The following is a 20,549-nucleotide window of genomic DNA, read 5'->3' as shown; positions in this document are numbered from 1 at the left end:
GCTGTGCCCGCTTAAGGGCGATTATTTTTTGTCTTTTACTTCTTCGAATTCGGCGTCTACAACGTCGTCTTCTTTCTTAGCACTGGTGTCACCAGCATCACCGCCTGCGGCCGCTTGCTGCTGCTGAGCCATTTCCAGCAATTTGCCAGAAACTTGCACCAGAGCCTGAGTTTTCGCTTCAATTTCAGCTTTGTCTTCGCCTTTCAGAGCAGCTTCCAGCGCTTTCAAAGCATCTTCGATCGCAGTTTTGTCTTCTGCTGGCAGTTTGTCGCCGGCTTCTTCCAACTGTTTACGGGTGCCGTGAATCAGATGGTCAGCCTGGTTGCGGGTCTGAACCAGCTCTTCAAACTTACGGTCTGCTTCTGCGTTAGCTTCAGCATCACGTACCATTTTCTGGATCTCTTCCTCATTCAAACCAGAAGATGCCTTGATGGTGATCTTCTGCTCACGACCGGTATTCTTGTCTTTAGCAGACACATGCAGAATACCATCGGCGTCGATATCGAAGGTCACTTCGATTTGCGCCATACCGCGAGGAGCAGCCTGGATACCGTCCAAATTGAACTGACCCAGAGACTTGTTATCCTGAGCACGTTTACGCTCACCCTGCAGCACATGGATGGTTACCGCAGACTGGTTGTCTTCTGCAGTAGAGAACACCTGGCTGTGCTTAGTTGGGATAGTGGTGTTTTTAGTGATAAGCGGGGTCATCACACCACCCATGGTTTCAATACCCAGTGACAGTGGGGTAACGTCCAATAACAGAACGTCTTTCACTTCACCAGACAGAACACCACCCTGCACTGCTGCACCAATTGCTACAGCTTCATCTGGGTTAACGTCTTTACGTGGTTCTTTACCGAAGAAATCAGCAACTTTCTTCTGAACCATTGGCATACGAGTCTGACCACCTACCAGGATAACGTCCTGGATATCGGAAACAGACAGGCCAGCATCTTGTAAAGCCACTTTCAGTGGTTCAATAGAACGATTAACCAAATCTTCTACCAGTGACTCCAATTTAGCGCGGGTCACTTTGATATTCATGTGTTTTGGACCGCTACCATCAGCCGTGATGTACGGCAGGTTGACATCGGTCTGTTGAGCTGAAGACAGCTCGATTTTTGCTTTTTCAGCGGCTTCTTTCAGGCGCTGCATTGCCAGTGGATCGGTACGCAGATCCATACCCTGGTCTTTCTTGAATTCATCAACCAGGTAGTTGATCAGACGGCTATCAAAGTCTTCACCACCGAGGTGAGTATCACCATTGGTTGCCAGAACTTCGAAGGTTTTTTCACCGTCAACTTCGTCGATTTCGATAATAGAGATATCGAAAGTACCACCACCGAGGTCATAAACCGCGATAGTACGGTTACCAACTTCTTTGTCCAGACCGTAGGCCAGTGCCGCTGCGGTTGGTTCGTTGATAATACGTTTTACTTCCAGCCCTGCGATACGACCAGCATCTTTAGTTGCCTGACGCTGAGCATCGTTGAAGTAAGCCGGTACGGTGATAACAGCTTCAGTTACTGGTTCACCCAGAAAATCTTCCGCCGTTTTCTTCATTTTCTTCAGAACTTCAGCAGAAATTTGTGGTGGTGCAACTTTCTGGCCTTTTACTTCAACCCAAGCATCACCATTGTCGGCTGCCACGATTTTGTACGGCATGATATCTTTATCACGCTGTGCTTCTTCATCCTGGAAACGACGGCCAATCAAACGTTTGATGGCAAACAGTGTGTTTTGTGGGTTAGTAATAGCCTGACGTTTAGCCGGTTGACCAACCAGAATCTCACCATCTTGGGTATAAGCGATGATAGAAGGCGTAGTGCGGTCGCCTTCGCTGTTTTCCAGCACACGAGCTTTAGTGCCATCCATAACTGCTACACAAGAGTTGGTAGTACCCAAGTCGATACCAATAATTTTACCCATCTAAAACGCCTCCACTAAAAAGTCATATTCGGTCAAGTTACTAATCTATATGTGGGCGGATTGTTTTTTTTCAACTGCCCGTATTTTGTTAATCAATGTTTTCATGCCCAATATTTTACTGATGCATGTGTCCGCTGATCCACGATTAGTCCCTGCGGTTGGGAATAAGATGGGGCCACGAAACGTAGCATCAAGGGGGCAGATGAAAAAAAATTACTTTTTATCACCCTTGAGATCATTGTTTCCAACCGCCTGGATCATTATGATGCGGCGCGCACTGAAGGAATCGACGACTTTTTGGTCATTCAGGCGCTTGATACTTATTCGGATAATTATCCATTTTTTAGCATTCTGTTAATTGCAGAGGACTTATGAACACCACCAAGTTGGCAAATCCTGGCCCGTTAGGCCTGATGGGTTTTGGGATGACAACCGTCTTGCTCAACCTACACAATGCAGGTTTCTTCCCCCTGACCTCTGTTATTTTGAGTATGGGGATTTTTTACGGCGGTCTGGCACAAATTCTGGCAGGTATGCTGGAGTATAAAAAAGGCAATACCTTCGCCGCAACCGCATTTACCTCCTACGGCGCATTCTGGCTAAGTTTGGTTGGCCTGCTGATGTTGCCTAAAATGGGTCTGGCAGAAGCAACTGATGCACAATTCCTCGGCGTTTATTTAGGTCTTTGGGGCATCTTCACCCTGTTTATGTTCTTCGGCACCTTGCCTGCTAACCGCGCCTTACAATTTGTTTTTGGTAGCTTAACAGTACTGTTTGCTCTACTGGCAGTGGGTAACTTTACTGGTAACCATTCGCTGCTGGTCTTTGCGGGCTTCGAAGGCATTATCTGTGGTGCCAGTGCAATTTATTTGGCAATGGCTGAAGTGTTGAACGAACAATATGGCCGCACCGTGCTGCCAATTGGCGAACCGACTCAAACTTTGACAGCACGACATGTAGTTTAATTACAGTTCACGTAGGAAGTTTAAATTTAACTCCCCCTGACTATTCATGTTCAGGGGTTTTTTATGTTTATTTATCACGTCTAAAAAAATAGATTATTTGATTAAAATTAATATTACAAAATAATTAAATAGAAGAATAAAAATTGATAAAGTAAATAAAAAACAAATCATATAACATCAAGTCGAGGTAAGTAATATGAAATATTCTAATTAATAGACTTAAGGTCTAGCCCATGAAAATAGTCACAAAACTATTGATAAGCGCTATATTAATGATATCAGAATCCGTCTATTCAAGTGAGGCGAAAGTCTGTTTTTATGAACTGGCAGATTTTAGTGGGGAATCATTTTGCGCAGCAGAGAATGAATCAATGTCTGCTTATAATGATGAATTCAATAATAAAATAGAATCAATTTCGGTTCCGCTGGGCATGATTGTAACCCTTTATGATGATATTGATCTTTCTGGTAGAAAAATAACATTAAAGAATGATATTAATCTACAGCAACTAAAATCATCAGGGTTTTATAAAAAGATAAACTCATATCAAATAGCACCGGCAATCTGTTTTTATACAGAAGATGAGTTTCAAGGAGACAGTACTTGTTTAGCATCTAATCAACAAATAGATTTTTATCACGATATAGAAGCCATCATTGAGTCTAACAGAGAAGTACTACCTATTCATAATAGGTAGTATTCAATCCATCACAATACCCAAAGGAATGATAGCAACAATCTACAGGAATGATAATTTCAATGCCCCTTTTTTTAAGTTAACCGAAAGCATTACTGATAATAGCCTAAAAGTACTGGAAATGAGTGATGCAATCACTAGCATCAAGGTAGCAGAAATAAAAGGCCTTAATTGTGATCAGCAATGTGTCATTATAAATAGCTACACCATAAAACTTGCTGATGTATTTAAAGAATACTGGAGTGATGAACGCCTGAAGAATAAGCAAGTTTTATTGGTTTTTAATACTATGAATTTAGGCGAAGATGATAATTATGTTCTCTCGCTATTTAACGGTGCTAACATTAACATTAATAATAGTAGAGTTGAATTCTACAACGAAAGAATGAACACTAAGTTTTATTTTGAACATTATGAACGCAGCGACAACCTATCTTTCATTATACAAATGAAAAAAGATATTGTACAAGTACAATACATTCAAACATTGAGAAATAACTTAGTAAATATATCCCCAATAATTTTCTTTGATTGGGATAATGGCATTAGTACAACCCCAGAGATAGCAATAACTAACTACAATAAAGATAAACCTTTAGTTATCACAAAAACCATACTTACCGCTGACACCGGAGATAAAGATTGGGAAAAAAGAGATTTAGGACAAACAAGTAAAATACTCTGTGCGTTTACTCCTTTTTTAAATATTTATAATTATATTATTCGAGGTAAATGCCAACAATTGAATAGCATTGTATTCAGTGCAAATGATTTTTTCAACCATAATACAAAAGGAAAAACATTACATATTGCCGGAAACAGTTCCCCACTAAAACCAAAGTCCGCCAAAGAAGAAGAGTTACAGATGCCTGATAGTGTCGATAGCTACATGACATTAACTTATATAGATAGTAGTCAACGGAAGCAATCTCTCAGTCTCCCGGCGGTAGCTAAAACCTGCATGGTTTCGCTCCACTCTTTACTTAACTCTCGTCCAATACGTCAAATAAGGCCCCATTGTATTGATTGGACATTAGAGATTATGACTGACTTTACCATGCTGTTTGGCAATAGCTTAGAAACCTGGAATACTGTATTTTTTAGTCAAATAGTCGATTCAATAATAAGAACTGGAAGTACTGGTATTGCCGTCAAAAATCAAGCAGTAGAAAATAGGTTAATCCAAGCTATAAAAGAAAAAGTAACCGATAGAACCACTAATAATGCCTTTGCCGATATTAAAACCACTTTTGATTATGCTCAACTTAGTTATATATCTTACAGTTCTGTTTCTTCATCTAATGAATCACCATCACAGGTGGAGCTATTACCATTAGGCATTTATGAGTTGTTATTAGAGACTTTCGTCTTTAGACCGACGACTCCAATAATCATTTCACAAGGTGAACTCGTCGAGCAACCTGAATTGGAATTCGAAATAGAAGTGCTGCCAACACCGACACCCGAGGAAGAAGAAAAACTTTCAGGTGTAGTAGTGAGTAATGCCCAAGCGATGCGGAAAAAGCTGAAAGAAACCATTACTCACTGGGAACAGCAGTATGACCGAAGTTACCCCGATCTCGCTGCCAGTGCAGATGAAGCTACAGATGAAATGAATGATGCCCGCATAAAACTGCTGCGCGCTGGAAATATTGTGACGGGTATTATCAATCGAAGACTCTCTCTTCATCGCCCCGGTGAAATATATGTAATTGTTAAACTGCGAGGAAGAGTTATCGCGATAGTACTTGCTGACCGTTTTAATAACCTAGATGAAGTTGAACTGGTCGCATCTGCAACCCTGCCAGACTATGTCTTATTTCCTGACCGAGAAGGAACCGTAAGAGGCGCGGGCACGGCGGCAGTCAGAGAACTGGGCCGATATTTACAACAACAGGGTGCTCGCACATTGTACTCTGAAGTCATTTCTCAACCTTCGGCCCGCGTCAAACAGAAGGTCGGTTTTAATTTTAAGAATGAATTTTAAATTATGCCGAGCAAATAATAGCCCATAAAGTTATGGGCTATTTCCTGGCAGGGAGATTTATTTAATCCCCCACGGACTCAGCCAGAGCTTTCTTTGGCAGATGCACTTTAACATCGCTATTAATATCATTACGCAGATAAATCCCCAACAGCACCCCTACCAGCGATAACAACAGCATGTAATAGGCCGGGGCCATTGGTGTCATCTTCATTAATAGGGTCACCACAATCGGTGTCAGACCACCAAAAATGGCATAGGCCACATTGTAAGAGAAGGATATACCGGTAAAACGAACCTCTGCCGGGAATGCCCGTACCATCACATAAGGTACCGCACCGACGATGCCGACACAGAATCCAGCCATCATATAATGCGTAAAGAGCTGGGTTGGATCAGTCAAATTAGTGTGGTAGAACGACCATGTGGATGCCGCCAACATCAGGCTGCCAACGATAAAGGTTTTACTGGCACCAAAGCGGTCAATGACCAGCCCGGCAATCACGCAGCCACACACCAGCGCGACAATCGCCAAACTATTGGCCTGCAATGCCAGCGCGGGCAGTACACCGAACTGCTTTTGTAAATACGTCGGGGTCATCAGGATAACTACTACGATCCCGGCAGAGAGCAACCAGGTCAGCAACATGCAAACAAACACTTCTTTCTTATGGTTAACCACGACAGATTTCAGTGGCAACTCATCGGCTAAAGTTTTACGTGCCTGCATCTCTTTAAAGATAGGTGTTTCTTGCAACCAACGGCGCAGATACATCGCGAACAGACCAAAAATTCCCCCCAGGAAGAATGGCACCCGCCAACCACCGGCTAAGATGGCTTGAGGACTTAAGACAGTATTCATAGCGGTAGCCACCAGCGACCCCAGCAAGATCCCCGCAGTCAAACCGGCCGTTAACGTACCACAGGCAATCCCGATGCGCCGACGCGGTACATGTTCAGCCACGAAAACCCATGCTCCGGGGACTTCACCGCCAATTGCCGCACCTTGTAACACACGCATCAAGAGCAGCAGTAATGGGGCCGCGATACCAATCGAAGCATAAGTCGGCAACATACCGATCGCCAACGTAGGTAAGGCCATTAACAGAATACTGAGAGTAAACATTTTCTTACGGCCAACCAGGTCGCCAAAATGCGCCATGATGATACCGCCCAATGGGCGAGCCAGATAACCGGCCGCAAAAATACCGAATGTCTGCACCTGGCGCAGCCACTCAGGCATATCTACCGGGAAGAAAAGATCGCCGATAACCGCAGCAAAGAAGACGAAAATAATGAAATCATAAAATTCCAAAGCGCCCCCTAATGCAGCCAGAGTGAGCGTTTTATAATCTTGCTTATTCAATCGACGGTTAGAATTATGCTCTTGAGCAACATGAGGTTGAGATAAGTCGACTTGAGATGAATTGTGTTCTTGAGACATATGACACCGTAATAAACCAGAGTTGGGGAAGAAAAATATTTTCAGCTTTTTGTAAAGTTAATAGGACTATACCGTACAAAATTCCCCACACGGTTAGAATGGTGCCTTATGTTGTAAAAAATTTTAATTTAGTTTTTTATATCGATAATGGCATTCTTCGGGCGAAAAGCCGCTACCACTTCAGCATTGGTCTCTATATAAGGCCCATCCAGTAGTTGAATGCAATAAGGCACACTGGCAAAGATACCGGCGACGACCACTTTTGATTCAGCATCTTTAACCCCTTCAAGGGTTTCTTTGATAGATTTAGGTTGCCCCGGTAAGTTGATAATCAATGCTTGCTTACGGATAACCCCTACCTGACGGGATAAAATAGCAGTGGGAACGAAATGTAAGCTAATTTGGCGCATTTGTTCGCCAAAACCAGGCATCTGCCGATCCGCGATTGCCAGCGTGGCATCAGGGGTAACATCACGTCTTGCCGGGCCGGTACCGCCAGTGGTCAGCACCAAGTGGCAGCCCATTTCATCGACTAACTCACACAATGTCTGCTCAATCAGAGTTTGCTCATCGGGGATAAGGCGAGTTTCTATTTCAAAAGGGGTGGTTAACGCACTTGCCAGCCACTCTTCCAGTGCCGGAATGCCTTTGTCTTGATATACCCCACTCGACGCCCGATCAGAGACGGAGACTAAACCTATACGTAATGTATTCATACGACTACCTCGACGAAATGCCTGTTATCCAGGGCGAATAATAGCATATCCAACGTAATTAGCGTGGGGCAGGCGCGCAAACCTGTCTGGTTAACGGGCAATAAAAAAGGCGGCTTACGCCACCTTTTATCTGACACACAACTCGAATTACAGCAGGTCAGAGATCATTTTCTCAAGTTTGCCTTGGTCGATAGCAAACTTACGGATACCGTCGGCCAGTTTATCGATAGCCATAGGATCCTGATTGTGCTGCCAGTAGAACTCAGCTTCGGTCAGTGGCGCAGGCTTCGCCTGAACTTCACCGGTATAAGCGAGTTTACGCTCGATTGGGCCTTCGCTTTCTGCCAGTTCTTTCAGCAGAGAAGGTGCGATAGTCAGGCGATCACAACCGGCCAGCTCAATGATTTCGCCCAGATTACGGAAACTTGCGCCCATCACTACGGTGCTATAACCGTGTTTTTTGTAATACTGGTAAATCTCGGTAACTGAAACAACACCTGGGTCTTCGTGTGGCGCGAACTCTTTTTTATCGCCATTGGCTTTGTACCAGTCAAGAATACGGCCAACAAACGGTGAAATCAGGAACACACCCGCTTCAGCACAAGCACGCGCCTGAGCGAAGGAGAACAACAGAGTCAGGTTACAGTTAATGCCTTCTTTTTCCAGTTGTTCCGCAGCGCGGATACCCTGCCAGGTCGAGGCCAATTTGATCAGAATACGATCATTGCTGATGCCTGCTTCGTTATACAGTTTAATCAGGCGCTTGGCTTTTGCCACGCTGGCAACGGTGTCATAGGAAAGACGGGCATCAACTTCGGTAGAAATGCGCCCTGGGATCAGTTTCAGAATTTCCAAACCGATATTTACAGCCAATTTGTCAGTGGCATCAACAATCTGCTGAGCATGGTCACTGCTTTGTTCGCGCGCCCAGGCAATGGCTTCATCGATCAGTTTGCGATATTCAGGAATTTGAGCCGCATTCAGAATAAGTGATGGGTTAGTGGTTGCATCTTGCGGCTGGTACAGCTTCATTGCCGCGATATCCCCGGTATCTGCTACTACAGTGGTAATTTGACGTAGGGAAGTAAGTTTATCGGTCATGTTGTCGTTTCTCGTCGTTTGTGCATGAACTTTTGGCATGTCAAAACTGTTCATTTCCTAAAGAACGCATTTTCTCAAGAATCTGTTTTCTTAAGCTGCTTTCTGCTCTTTCGAAATGTTAGCCATTTCGCAATAGTGGCTATCTGGACGCACTGCCTTGTCTTGATAATAACATGCGTAAGCCTTGGTGCAAGGCAGTTAAACTGATTAAAAAAAGCGCAAACCCACGCTTTTCGCTTAGCAACCGTTTTCGCCGTTCAAAACAGCCAGAAACCGGTTGGTTAATAGCAATTTCGTCCATTCTTATCGTGCTGAGACGATTTAGCTTAGCGCTATCATCTCTGACAACCCTACAACTTTGGGTATGATGGGGATACCTATCTTAGCAATTGCCCAATCTTCTTTTTGCTGACCTCTGCTTTTTGCTACAGTGTCTTATTTAAATATACCCTAAATAATTCGCGTGGCAGCCAACGCACATGCCGCTTGAAGTATGATGGGTATTAACAGGATGTCGTTATGCTTATTATTATCTCTCCGGCTAAAACCCTTGATTATCAAAGTCCATTAGCGACCAAGAAGTTTACTCAGCCTGAAATGTTGGACAAGTCACAAGCACTTATTGAGATTTGTCGTGAGCTGACGCCAGCCCAAATCAGCAGTCTGATGGGGATTAGCGACAAGTTGGCCGGTTTAAATGCCGCCCGCTTTAGCGACTGGCAGCCTGATTTTACCCCAGACAATGCACGTCAGGCGATTTTGGCTTTTAAAGGTGATGTCTATACCGGTATGCAAGCACAGGATTTCAGCGCCGCCGATTTTGATTTTGCGCAAAAGCATTTGCGCATGCTTTCTGGCTTGTACGGCCTGTTACGCCCGCTGGATTTAATGCAACCTTACCGTCTGGAAATGGGGATTAAGCTGGCTAATCCGCGCGGCAAAGATCTCTATTCGTTTTGGGGTGACCAGATAACTGAAAAACTGAATCAGGCATTGGAGCAACAAGGTGATAATGTGCTGATTAATCTGGCCTCTGATGAATATTTTAAAGCGGTTAAACCGGCCAAGCTGGCAGGCTCACTGATTAAACCGGTCTTTTTGGATGAGAAGAACGGCAAATACAAAATCATCAGTTTCTATGCCAAGAAAGCCCGTGGCCTGATGAGCCGCTTTATCATCCAGAATAAGTTAACCAAACCAGAACAACTGGTTGATTTCAATCTGGAAGGTTATGAGTTTGATGCCGGGCTGTCGGCGAAAAATGAACTGGTATTTAAGCGCGCTGAACAGTTTTAACAACGTCAAGTAGAAAAAGCATTACCCTAAGTAATTGGTGTTGCAGCTAGGCAGCAAACGAGCACATCCCGATGAGCTTACTCAAGTAAGTGATTCGGGTGAGTGAGAGCGGCTAACAACGCTGCAACACCAAGTAAGACGGGTAATTATTTTGGCAAAGCCATCAAGAAAGTCCGCAATTGCGCAAAATCGGCTGGTAAATCATGGGATAGCAATGGCAGTTGCGCCCGAACAGCCAGTGGTTTTGGCAACGGGAGTTCCTGGCCGAGGATCTCTTCTACGCTCTCTTTGAATTTCGCCGGATGAGCGGTACCGATGAACAACCCAAACTCGCCGTCCTGCAACTGATCACGCAAGACACGATACGCAATCGCCGCATGAGGTTCAGAAATATAACCCAGCTCCGCCAGCTCACGCATGGTCTCTTTGGTCACCTCATCACTCACCGCACCGTGGCCTAAATCCTTCAACTGCCAGATTTTACGGCGATATAACTCTTCAACGCGTGGCCAGTTGTTCGGCTGGCTGACATCCATTGCATTCGAGAGTGTCGCAACAGTAGGTTTTGGCTGCCACTGGCCGTTAACCAAGAAGCGCGGCACAGTGTCGTTGGCGTTGGTGGCGGCAATAAAGCGCTTAACCGGCAAACCTAATGACTTCGCTAACAGCCCGGCGGTCAAATCACCAAAGTTACCACTGGGTACCGAGATAACCAGTTGATTACGTGCTTCTTGTGGCAACTGGGCTACCGCTTCAAAGTAATAGCAGATTTGTGCCAATAAACGGCTAATGTTGATCGAGTTGGCGGAGTTAAGGCTCAGTTCCTGCTTCAGCTCTTCATCATCAAAGGCCTGTTTCACCAAGGCCTGGCAGGCATCAAAATCGCCCTCAATTGCCACGGTGTGGATATTACCCCCTAACGTGCAGAACAGTTTTTCCTGCAATGGACTGATTTTGCCTCGTGGGTAGAGGATAACCACACGCACGTTTTTCAGACCATAGAATGCATGAGCCACCGCCGCCCCTGTGTCACCGGAAGTCGCCGTTAAGATTGTCACCGGCTGATCACCCGCCACTTCAGCTAACATTTGCGCCATAAAACGCGCGCCGAAATCTTTAAACGCGAGTGTCGGGCCGTGGAACAGCTCCAGTGCCGCGATATCATTCTCAACCTGAGCCACGGGTGCCGGGAACTCAAATGCCGCCTGAACGCGTTTGGTTAAAGTTTCAGGGGCAATTTCACTGCCAATAAAAGCAGACAGGATACGGCTACTGCGCGTCACAAAATCCAGATCCAGCAGTCTATCAATCTCTGTCAGTTCAAATTCTGGTAATTCCAGTGGGAAGAACAACCCCTGATGCTTACCCAGGCCTTGTTTGATCGCTTGCGCGAAGCTGACCTGCTCGTTGTGATCTTTAAGGTTATACAGTTTCATGTGTTATCCCAGTAGTCGTGCGCCTGCGGTATCCAGACGGCAAATATGAACAAAACCTTCGTCGTTTTGCAGGTAATTCTTTTGTAGCCAGCCTGCCATGCGCTGCGCGGTTTCATGGTCATTGCAGACGGCAAACAGCGTCGGGCCAGAACCGGAAATACCACAAGCCAATGCACCAATATCATGTGCGGCTTGGCGGGCGGCGGCAAAGCCTGGCAACAGTTGGGTGCGGTAAGGCTCGGCGATGACATCTTTCATCATCTGAGCGGCCAGACTAGGTTGTTGAGTGTGGCAAGCGTGGATGAATCCAGCCAAATTACGCCCATGAGCGATACAATCCTGACGGCGATATTGCGCCGGTAAAATGGCGCGCGCTTCGGCGGTTGAGACCTTAATGCCCGGATATGCCATCACCCACAGCCAGTCATCAAAGCCGGGGACGTTCTGACTAACATAGCCTTCCTGTTCGAGGATCAACTGCATCCCACCCAGGTAACAAGGTGCAACATTATCATAATGCACACTGCCAGAAACACGCCCTTCCAGCTCACCCATCATGCCCAACAGCCTGACTTTATCCAGTGGGTTGCCGCAGAACGCGTTCATCGCCATCAGACCAGCAACCACCGAACAAGCGCTGGAACCCAGCCCTGAACCAATCGGCATGTTCTTTTCCAACACCATTGCCACCGGGATCTGTTTGCCCATTTCCTGACAAAAACGCTCCCAGCATTGGTAAACAATATTCTCTTTCGGGTCATCAGGCAGTTTGCTGACAAAGCGGCCTTCATTGCGCAGACTGAAACTGTCAGCCGCCGTCACACTGACACAATCGCCCAGCAAGGTGCCATCTACCGGCGAAACCGCTGCGCCCAAGACATCAAACCCAACGCTGACATTGCCAATCGATGCCGGAGCATAGATCTTAACCATATTTAAACTCCCAACTTCCATGATAATGTGCGTAAAAGATCGGCGAATACCCCGGCAGCAGTCACGTCATTACCCGCACCGTATCCGCGCAGCACCAACGGAATAGGTTGATAATAATGGGTATAGAAGGCCAAGGCATTCTCACCATTTTTAACTTTATACAGCGGGTCGTTACCGTCAACAGCATCCATTCTGACGATACAACGCCCTTCTTCGATAACCCCAACATAACGCAGCACTTTGCCCTGCTCCGCCGCATCTGCCACCAAACGGGTAAACTCGGCATCCAGTGACGGCAAACGCGCCAGGAAGGTATCTACATCACCAGAAGCATCAAAACTGGCTGGCAGAACGGATTCAACTTCAATATCCGTCAACTCAAGTTTGTAACCTGCTTCACGGGCCAAGATCAACAATTTACGCGCAACATCCATGCCAGAGAGGTCATCGCGTGGGTCAGGTTCGGTGTATCCCATCTCCCTGGCTTGCAAGGTTGCCTGTGACAATGTCATGCCTTCATCCAGCTTGCCGAAGATAAAGGATAGCGACCCCGAAAGGATGCCAGAGAAACGCATCAATTCGTCACCGGCATTGAGCAAATTCTGTAAGTTTTCGATTACCGGTAAACCCGCCCCCACGTTGGTGTCATACAGGAATTTGCGACAAGATTTCGCCGCTGCTGTACGCATCTGACGATAGTAATTCATCGATGAGGTGTTGGCTTTCTTGTTTGGTGTCACAACATGGAAACCATCAGCCAGGAAATCAGCATATTGATCGGCAACAGCCTGACTGGAAGTACAATCGACAATCACCGGATTAAGTAAGTGATACTCTTTTACCAAACGAATCAGGCGGCTTAAGTTAAATGGCTCTTTCACTTCCGCCAGTTCATGACGCCAGTTATCCAACGCAATGCCATGGACATTGGTCAGCATGGCTTTGGAATTAGCGATACCGCACACACGCAGATCGATATGGCGCTGTTTCAACCACGGTTGCTGGCGGTAGATTTGTTCGATTAGTGCCCCGCCGACACCGCCGACGCCTATCACAAACACTTCAATCACTTGGTCAGTGTTAAACAGCATCTGATGGCAGACACGCACACCGGTGGTAACCGCATCATTACTCACCACCACCGAAATAGAGCGCTCAGATGAGCCTTGCGCAATCGCAATGATATTAATATTGGCACGCGCCAACGCCGAGAAGAAGCGAGCGGAGATGCCACGCAATGTGCGCATACCATCACCCACCACGGAGATAATCGCCAGATGCTCCATCACATCGAGTGGTTCCAGAAGGCCATCTTTCAATTCCAGATAGAACTCATCTTCCAATGCTCTACGAGCGCGGTCTAGCTCCCCTTGCGGCACACAGAAGCTAATGCTGTATTCAGAAGAAGACTGGGTGATAAGTACCACTGAAATGCCGCTGCGTGACATCACAGCAAAAACACGGGCAGCCATACCGACCATGCCTTTCATCCCCGGCCCTGAGACGTTAATCATCGCCATGTTATTCAGGTTGGTGATACCTTTGACCGGGAAGCCATCATCACTGCTTTCCCCGCCAATCAGGGTGCCCGGTGCCTGTGGATTAGAGGTATTTTTAATCAGGCAAGGGATCTGGAACTGGGCAATGGGGGCGATAGTGCGGGGGTGAAGGACGGAAGCGCCAAAATAGGAAAGCTCCATCGCCTCCTGATATGACATCGATTTCAGTAAACGGGCATCAGGTACAGTACGCGGGTCACAAGTATAAACCCCATCAACATCCGTCCAGATCTCACAACAATCCGCGCGTAAACAAGCAGCCAGCACTGCGGCTGAATAGTCGGAGCCATTACGCCCCAGTACCACTAACTCACCTTTATCGTTACCGGCAGTGAAACCGGCCATCAGGATGATGTGGTTGGCCGGAATGCTGCTCGATCCGATACGGCGAGTAGATTCCGTGATATCTACAGTGGATTCGAGGTAATGGCCTTGAGCCAGCAACTTCTCGACCGGATTAATCACAGTAACCTGATAACCTTTCGCCTGGAATAGCGCTTCCATGATGGCGATGGAGAGTTTTTCGCCACGGCAAATGATTGACGCGTTGATGCTATCCGGGCACTGGCCGAGCAATGAGATGCCATGCAGGACATGTTTGAGTTGCGCAAACTCATGTGCCACCAGTGCTTTCAAGCGCTCATAGTCAAACCCCGGCTGAGTATCAGCCAAACCGCGCAACAGGTCGGAAAAAATCCGCTCCGCATCGCTGATATTTGGCGAGATGTCTTGCCCGGCGACCATTTTGTCGATCATCGCAACCAGATGATTGGTAATTTTAGCGGGAGCGGATAACACTGTAGCCACTTGTCCCTGACGTGCATTACTTTCGATGATATCGGCAACACGCATAAAGCGTTCTGCATTCGCTACTGATGTCCCGCCAAATTTCAGCACTCGCATTTCTGGTTCTCTCCCGCTTTCGCGCTTTTTTATCGCAAACTTTTTTGCAAAGATTTGATTGAAAAAAAAAGCCCGCACTGTCTAGGTGCGGGCTTTTTTCTGTTGTTTCCTGTACGCGTCAGCCCGCCCCGTAACCTGTGGTTTCGGTGGTGGTAATAATTGTTGTATTCAGGCTGATGTATCGCATGTTGTCTGTCTGTCTCATAAATAATGAAGCTGTCCCTCTATTGGTTAAAGCAATCGCCTCCTCAAGTCAAATTTTTTCATCCAACGGCCTAAAAAAACACGCCTACCGACAATGGGTAATCTACTCATTCAATGGGGGTTATCAGCAGATACCAATAAAAATTCACGCAAGAAACCAGATAATAAATCTGGGATATTCGCTTTAATCAATACTATCTACTTTAAGGTTTTTTTTAGCTAAATGACTGAAAAGCCACCAGCAGGTAATTGTTTGGATCTCGATAATGAAATCCGCTTGAAGACACTAAATCGCAAATGAAGGGTCATTGATTCGCCCAAATGAGGTAAAAAACAACAAATATGAAAAGTTTCCCCCATTTCTTTACATTTGACTAACATTGACGATAATTCCTCTTATGCTTTTAGCCAAAATACGCCGCTGACAAGAAAAACCATCCACTGACTGTAATGGCGGAAGAATATTGATTTTAAACAATAAAAATCAATAGATTAGAAAAATCTTTTTTTTGTTACGTTTGACATTCAATTTTTAATATTAATAACACTGAATCGATCACATAATTTAACCAACTTTCGCTTAAGCTGGTATTCTTGTAAGTCTTTTTCACAAAAGTGTTAACGTGCTACAATTGAATTTGATATATGTCAACAAAGCGTAGTTTTGTTGGGTGGTAGATTCGGCTCACACTGTTATATTGCTGTTAATAGGGTTAGGATATGCGCCGCTTTTGTCACCTTTGGGGCTGTAGGGAGTACCACCCCGACCAAGCTAATGATGTTGTTGACGTTGATGGAAAGTGCATCAAGAACGCGTTTACGTACTTTAGTCATGTGATGAACGGGATGACGAGTAATAAGTCAATAAAAATCCTAGTATAACAAAGACTTCTGTACTTCCTATTTCTATTTTGTTGGCAATTTTAGGTAGCAAACATGCAGACCCCGCACATTCTGATCGTAGAAGACGAGATAGTTACTCGTAACACCCTGAAGAGCATTTTCGAGGCGGAAGGCTATGTAGTTCATGAGGCCAATGATGGCGCAGAAATGCACCACATTCTGTCTGAGAATGATATCAACTTAGTTATCATGGACATCAATCTGCCGGGCAAGAATGGCCTGCTGCTAGCACGAGAACTTCGTGAACAAGCAAGTGTTGCCCTAATGTTCCTGACAGGTCGTGATAACGAAGTAGATAAGATCCTTGGCTTGGAAATTGGCGCAGATGATTACATCACCAAACCTTTCAACCCGCGTGAATTAACCATTCGGGCACGTAACTTACTGTCACGCACCATGAATTTGGGTAGCGTGGGTGAAGAGCGCCGCTTGGTTGAGAGCTATAAATTTAATGGCTGGGAGCTGGATATCAATAGCCGCTCACTGATAAGCCCTGCTGGCGAGCATTATAAGCTGCCACGTAGTGAATTCCGCGCCATGCTGCACTTCTGTGAAAACCCAGGCAAGATTCAATCCCGTGGCGAATTGTTGAAGAAAATGACAGGCCGTGAGCTGAAGCCTCATGACCGTACCGTTGATGTGACTATCCGCCGCATTCGTAAACATTTTGAATCCACGCCGGACACACCAGAAATCATCGCCACAATCCATGGTGAAGGTTACCGTTTCTGTGGTGACTTGGAAGAGTAAACCTCTGCCTGCTCTCTACAGTAAAAAGCCAGCATTTCTATGCTGGCTTTTTTATATCTATCAAATAGTTACCACGGCATAATCGGAACGGCGCTGATCGCATTTTTCGGCGAACCATCGACGACTCTATCGGAATAGGTCAGATAGATTAAGGCATTACGCTTTTGATCGTAGAAACGCACCACCTGTAGCTTTTTAAACACCAATGAAGTCCGCTTCTGAAAAACCACTGAACCTTCAGATTTTTTATTCTTAATTTTATCGCTTAGCTCAATCGGCCCCACTTGTTGGCAGGAAATCGCGGCATCAGAAGTATCTTCCGCCAACCCCAATCCACCTTTGATACCCCCGGTTTTAGCACGGCTGATATAACAAGTTACATTTTTAACATCAGGGTCATCGAAGGCTTCAACCACGATTTTATGATCTGGCCCCAGTAGTTTAAAGACCGTATCGACTGAGCCAATTTCCTCTGCATGAGCAGTTATTGCCCCAAACGAAAGTAGACAACCAATAAATATCCACTTCTTTTTCATACACTTACTCCATTCCGTTGAATAACGTTATTCAACGTTAACTATTTGTACTAAAAATAAAATACCCGATAAAAAGCTATTTTATAAATCTTAGGCTCTTTTTTAACACACTATGCCATGAAATTCTTAAGCAGTCGGGAACATAAAAAGTTGCTACTATTCGCCAGAGCTATTCTTTTCATATGACTAATACCCTAAATTTAAGCCGCTTTACGAGGAAGATCTATGGATCAAGCCAGTATCATTCGTGATTTGCTTAGCTGGCTAGAAAGTCATTTAGACCAGCCTTTAGCACTGGACAATGTTGCTGCCAAAGCTGGCTATTCTAAATGGCATTTGCAGCGAATGTTCAAGGATGTCACCGGAAATGCTATCGGTGCTTATATCCGTGCCAGAAGGTTATCTAAAGCCGCTGTAGCGTTACGATTAACCAGTCGCCCCATTCTGGACATCGCCCTGCAATATCGCTTTGATTCGCAGCAAACCTTTACCCGGGCGTTTAAAAAACAATTTGCGCAAACGCCGGCGCTGTACCGTCGGGCAGAAGATTGGCACTCGGCAGGGATTTGTCCACCGATTCGGCTGGGGACATATACGTTACCTCAACCTGAATTCATCACCTTGCCTGAACAGCACCTGATTGGCGTGACACAAAGCTACTCTTGTACGCTTGAGCAGATAACAACTCACCGTACTGAATTGCGTTTGCATTTTTGGCAACAATATCTCGGTGATGCCGATCACCTGCCGCCGGTACTCTATGGCTTACATCACTCTCGCCCTAATCAGGAGAAGGATGACGAGCAAGAGATTTTCTATACCACGGCCATTGAGCCGCAGCATGTTCCGGGTAATGTGCCAGAAGGGCAACCGGTTATCTTGCAGGGTGGTGAGTACGTGCAGTTCAACTATGAGGGGCCGCTGGAGGGATTGCAAAACTTCATCCTGACACTCTATGGCACCTGTCTGCCGCAATTAGAGCTAACTCGCCGCCAAGGATACGATATAGAGCGCTTCTTCCCGCAGGGGAGGCCGAAAGACGGGCCTCCAACCTCGCTGAAATGTGAATATCTCATTCCTATCCGTTGTTAACGCTGTAGCTCATCAAGTGCTGGCATATCCAAGTGAGCGGTATCGCCAGCACTTTCAATAACCCACCCAGAGGCCAGCCAAGGGCTTTCTTGATAATCAACTCGTGATAGCGAACAGTTGCGCAAACGCAAACGCCGTTCAGCATGCGCAGGCAAACCCAGTAATGTACTCAACAAACATCCCAGCGCCATACCATGGCTAACTAACAGCGGCTTGCTGCCGGCTGGCAACTTCAGACAGCTATTCAGCGCCGCATGCATACGGCTACCCAGTTCAGTCATCGACTCACCTTCAGGAATACGCCCGCCCTCGGTACCATTAACCATCTGCTTACGCCATTGTTCTTCTTCCACCGATAAGCTCTCAATGGGGCGCGCTTCCAACACGCCCATATTCAGCTCACGCAGGCGTGCGTCTGTCACCATGGTTAGCCCACAAGCATCAGCAATAATTTTAGCTGTCTGCTGAGTGCGACCAAGGTCGCTGGTAATAATATGGGTGATGCCCTGATTGCTAACCCGTTGCGCGACCAAATTGGCCTGACGGATACCGATGTCGGTCAGAGGACTGTCTGATTGGCCCTGAATGCGGCGTGAGGCGTTCCAGAGGGTTTCACCGTGACGCACGAGATATACCTGTAACATGTCGTTTTTCCGTTATACTGCGTAAAATAGGCACAAAAACTATTACTTTAGATAACCCCAAAGACGTTGGAGCAGCCGGTAGACAGCGACTTCAAGTACCAAGGGAATAGGATACCAGACTCATTATGTACCATGTTGTTGCCGCAACTACCAACCCTGCAAAGATTAAGGCTATCACGCTCGCGTTCGATGATGTTTATGGCCCCGGTCACTATCGTATTGAAGGCGTTAATGTCGATAGCGGTGTTCCCCTGCAACCCATCGGCAGTATTGAGACACGCACAGGTGCCAGGCAGCGGGTAAGCAACGCACGTAAGATTCGCCCTGAGGCTGATTTTTGGGTTGGGGTTGAAGCCGGTATTGAAGATAATATGACCTTTGCCTGGATGGTAATTGAACACTTACAGTTACGGGGAGAATCCCGTTCTGCCAGCTTAATGCTGCCCGATATTATATTGCATGGGATTCGCCAAGGCCGTGAGCTAGGCGACGAAATGGCAGTTTTAACTGGCATTGCGAATGTTAAGCATCAGGGTGGTGCCATCGGCATTTTTACCGACGGTAAATTGACTCGTAGCAGTGTTTATCACCAGGCACTGCTGTTAGCGCTAGTACCATTTCACAACGAAATATATCAGCGCCCAGCAAGCAATACCCTATAGATTTCAACGTGCAGGAAGGCGGCCAACACACCTGCAATTTGAAAGATGACGGGTTATTTTTTGTTTGTCAGCAATTGGGCCTCAAGCCAGCTTTTGAGCTGTGGTGGGGCCATTTTCAAACTATTAGAACCACGAGTGATGGTCGCGATACCGGCACCTAACTGATTTCTCAGTTCACGCTGACTTAATTCCCCACGCATTAACTCCTCGATAATACGTACCCGAGTCCCCAGAGCCGTGCGTTCGTCCGGTGTTAGCAGCAATTGCAGCAAGGGCAAATGCAGGTCTTGCGCAATAGCGTTTTCCAACAGCCCAACAAAGCTCAGCCAGTGCTGATTATCTTCAGGGGATAACGCCGGATCTGGCGCGGAAGATGTATTTACCGAGTTGTGGATATTAGGCATGTTTTTTTCGTCAGCCGACAGGTCATCGGTCAATCGTAATTTTGTCATGATAGATACCCAAGGTACTATTTAACTAGTACGAGAGCATACCATAACGTCAGATATAGCCAAAGGACTTGGCGTTGCGTTGCTGCCAGTAAACAGCCTGCAACGCCAAGGTAGTAAGCGCCGCTAACACCGCCCAGAACGGGAGTATCCTCAAAGTCATTGGTGTTGCGGCAAGGCAGCAAGCGAGCAAACCCCGATGAGCTTACTCCAGTAAGTGATTCGGGTGCGCGAGCGCCGCCCAGAACGGGAATATCCTCAAAGTCATTGGCGTTGTGGCAAGGCAGCAAGCGAGCAAACCCCGATGAGCTTACACAAGTAAGTGATTCGGGTGCGCGAGCG

17 protein-coding genes, 1 pseudogene and 1 other annotated feature are annotated in these 20,549 nt (G+C 46.3%); of the genes and pseudogenes, 6 read left to right on the top strand and 12 right to left on the bottom strand.

All coding sequences use genetic code 11. From position 1 onward, the window contains the following. Positions 1–21 precede the first annotated feature (21 nt). Entirely contained in the window at positions 22–1,932 is a 1,911-nt protein-coding gene (dnaK, locus tag A6J67_RS06965) for a molecular chaperone DnaK (protein ID WP_005192452.1), read from the bottom strand. Between the two features lie 371 nt (positions 1,933–2,303). Here dnaK and satP point away from each other — a divergent pair, with 371 nt between their 5' ends. Both satP and A6J67_RS06955 read left to right on the top strand, forming a co-directional pair. Further along, a complete protein-coding gene (gene satP / locus A6J67_RS06960; protein WP_005192450.1) occupies positions 2,304–2,897 on the top strand; it encodes an acetate uptake transporter in 594 nt (197 codons plus the stop codon). A 233-nt stretch (positions 2,898–3,130) separates the two neighbouring features. After that, a pseudogene (locus tag A6J67_RS06955) lies at positions 3,131–5,582 on the top strand (peptidase inhibitor family I36 protein). A gap of 61 nt (positions 5,583–5,643) precedes the next feature. Here the strand turns inward: A6J67_RS06955 and A6J67_RS06950 are convergent. The 3 genes from A6J67_RS06950 to tal all read right to left on the bottom strand — a co-directional run bounded on the left by A6J67_RS06950 (position 5,644) and on the right by tal (position 8,840). Continuing rightward, the gene (locus A6J67_RS06950) at positions 5,644–7,023 is read right to left on the bottom strand and encodes an MFS transporter (RefSeq protein ID WP_050296825.1); all 1,380 of its coding nucleotides are present in this window, start codon (positions 7,021–7,023) and stop codon (positions 5,644–5,646) included. Positions 7,024–7,151: 128 nt separating this feature from the next. Then, a complete protein-coding gene (mog, locus tag A6J67_RS06945; RefSeq protein ID WP_005192441.1) occupies positions 7,152–7,739 on the bottom strand; it encodes a molybdopterin adenylyltransferase in 588 nt (195 codons plus the stop codon). Positions 7,740–7,886: 147 nt separating this feature from the next. Beyond that, positions 7,887–8,840 (bottom strand): transaldolase, encoded by a 954-nt coding sequence (gene tal, locus A6J67_RS06940; RefSeq protein ID WP_005192439.1) that lies wholly within the window; start codon positions 8,838–8,840, stop codon positions 7,887–7,889. Positions 8,841–9,359: 519 nt separating this feature from the next. Between tal and yaaA the strand changes: the two genes are divergently transcribed. After that, on the top strand, positions 9,360–10,136 hold the full coding sequence (gene yaaA, locus A6J67_RS06935; RefSeq protein WP_050296824.1) for a peroxide stress protein YaaA: 777 nt from the start codon (positions 9,360–9,362) through the stop codon (positions 10,134–10,136). A gap of 146 nt (positions 10,137–10,282) precedes the next feature. Here the strand turns inward: yaaA and thrC are convergent, their stop codons facing one another. The 5 genes from thrC to A6J67_RS23645 all read right to left on the bottom strand — a co-directional run bounded on the left by thrC (position 10,283) and on the right by A6J67_RS23645 (position 16,005). After that, entirely contained in the window at positions 10,283–11,572 is a 1,290-nt protein-coding gene (gene thrC / locus A6J67_RS06930; protein WP_050089107.1) for a threonine synthase, read from the bottom strand. Between the two features lie 3 nt (positions 11,573–11,575). After that, positions 11,576–12,505, bottom strand: coding sequence for a homoserine kinase (thrB, locus tag A6J67_RS06925; protein ID WP_005192434.1), 930 nt, complete (start codon positions 12,503–12,505; stop codon positions 11,576–11,578). A gap of 2 nt (positions 12,506–12,507) precedes the next feature. Then, positions 12,508–14,967 (bottom strand): bifunctional aspartate kinase/homoserine dehydrogenase I, encoded by a 2,460-nt coding sequence (gene thrA / locus A6J67_RS06920; RefSeq protein ID WP_005192432.1) that lies wholly within the window; start codon positions 14,965–14,967, stop codon positions 12,508–12,510. Positions 14,968–15,028: 61 nt separating this feature from the next. Then, positions 15,029–15,147 (bottom strand) — a sequence feature (Thr leader region). Further along, the gene (gene thrL, locus A6J67_RS06915; protein ID WP_002231504.1) at positions 15,086–15,154 is read right to left on the bottom strand and encodes a thr operon leader peptide; all 69 of its coding nucleotides are present in this window, start codon (positions 15,152–15,154) and stop codon (positions 15,086–15,088) included. (Overlaps the previous feature by 62 nt.) A gap of 710 nt (positions 15,155–15,864) precedes the next feature. Further along, a complete protein-coding gene (locus A6J67_RS23645) occupies positions 15,865–16,005 on the bottom strand; it encodes a hypothetical protein (RefSeq protein ID WP_032907909.1) in 141 nt (46 codons plus the stop codon). 102 nt (positions 16,006–16,107) lie between these two features. On the opposite strand from A6J67_RS23645, the gene arcA reads away from it, so the two are divergent. Continuing rightward, positions 16,108–16,824 carry a two-component system response regulator ArcA gene (arcA, locus tag A6J67_RS06910; protein ID WP_004706052.1) on the top strand — a complete coding sequence of 239 codons (717 nt, stop codon included), beginning with the start codon at positions 16,108–16,110 and terminating at the stop codon, positions 16,822–16,824. Positions 16,825–16,892: 68 nt separating this feature from the next. Here arcA and creA read toward each other — a convergent pair whose 3' ends face one another. After that, positions 16,893–17,360, bottom strand: a complete 468-nt coding sequence (creA, locus tag A6J67_RS06905) for a protein CreA (protein ID WP_042568588.1) — start codon at positions 17,358–17,360, stop codon at positions 16,893–16,895. A gap of 225 nt (positions 17,361–17,585) precedes the next feature. On the opposite strand from creA, the gene robA reads away from it, so the two are divergent. Beyond that, entirely contained in the window at positions 17,586–18,452 is an 867-nt protein-coding gene (gene robA, locus A6J67_RS06900) for an MDR efflux pump AcrAB transcriptional activator RobA (RefSeq protein WP_032907907.1), read from the top strand. Here robA and gpmB read toward each other — a convergent pair. Further along, on the bottom strand, positions 18,449–19,096 hold the full coding sequence (gpmB, locus tag A6J67_RS06895) for a 2,3-diphosphoglycerate-dependent phosphoglycerate mutase GpmB (RefSeq protein ID WP_032907906.1): 648 nt from the start codon (positions 19,094–19,096) through the stop codon (positions 18,449–18,451). The two genes, robA and gpmB, sit on opposite strands and share 4 nt — an antisense overlap. A 125-nt stretch (positions 19,097–19,221) precedes the next feature. Here gpmB and yjjX point away from each other — a divergent pair, with 125 nt between their 5' ends. Then, entirely contained in the window at positions 19,222–19,758 is a 537-nt protein-coding gene (yjjX, locus tag A6J67_RS06890) for an inosine/xanthosine triphosphatase (RefSeq protein ID WP_005192421.1), read from the top strand. A 53-nt stretch (positions 19,759–19,811) separates the two neighbouring features. Here yjjX and trpR read toward each other — a convergent pair whose 3' ends face one another. Next, entirely contained in the window at positions 19,812–20,210 is a 399-nt protein-coding gene (trpR, locus tag A6J67_RS06885) for a trp operon repressor (protein WP_005192419.1), read from the bottom strand. Positions 20,211–20,549: the final 339 nt, after the last annotated feature.

Origin of the sequence: Yersinia sp. FDAARGOS_228 (genome assembly GCF_002073315.2) — a bacterium.
GTDB classification, from domain to species: Bacteria; Pseudomonadota; Gammaproteobacteria; order Enterobacterales; family Enterobacteriaceae; genus Yersinia; species Yersinia intermedia.
The sequence above is the reverse complement of the archived record's forward strand: the minus strand, read 5'-3'. Positions and strand labels throughout refer to the sequence as shown.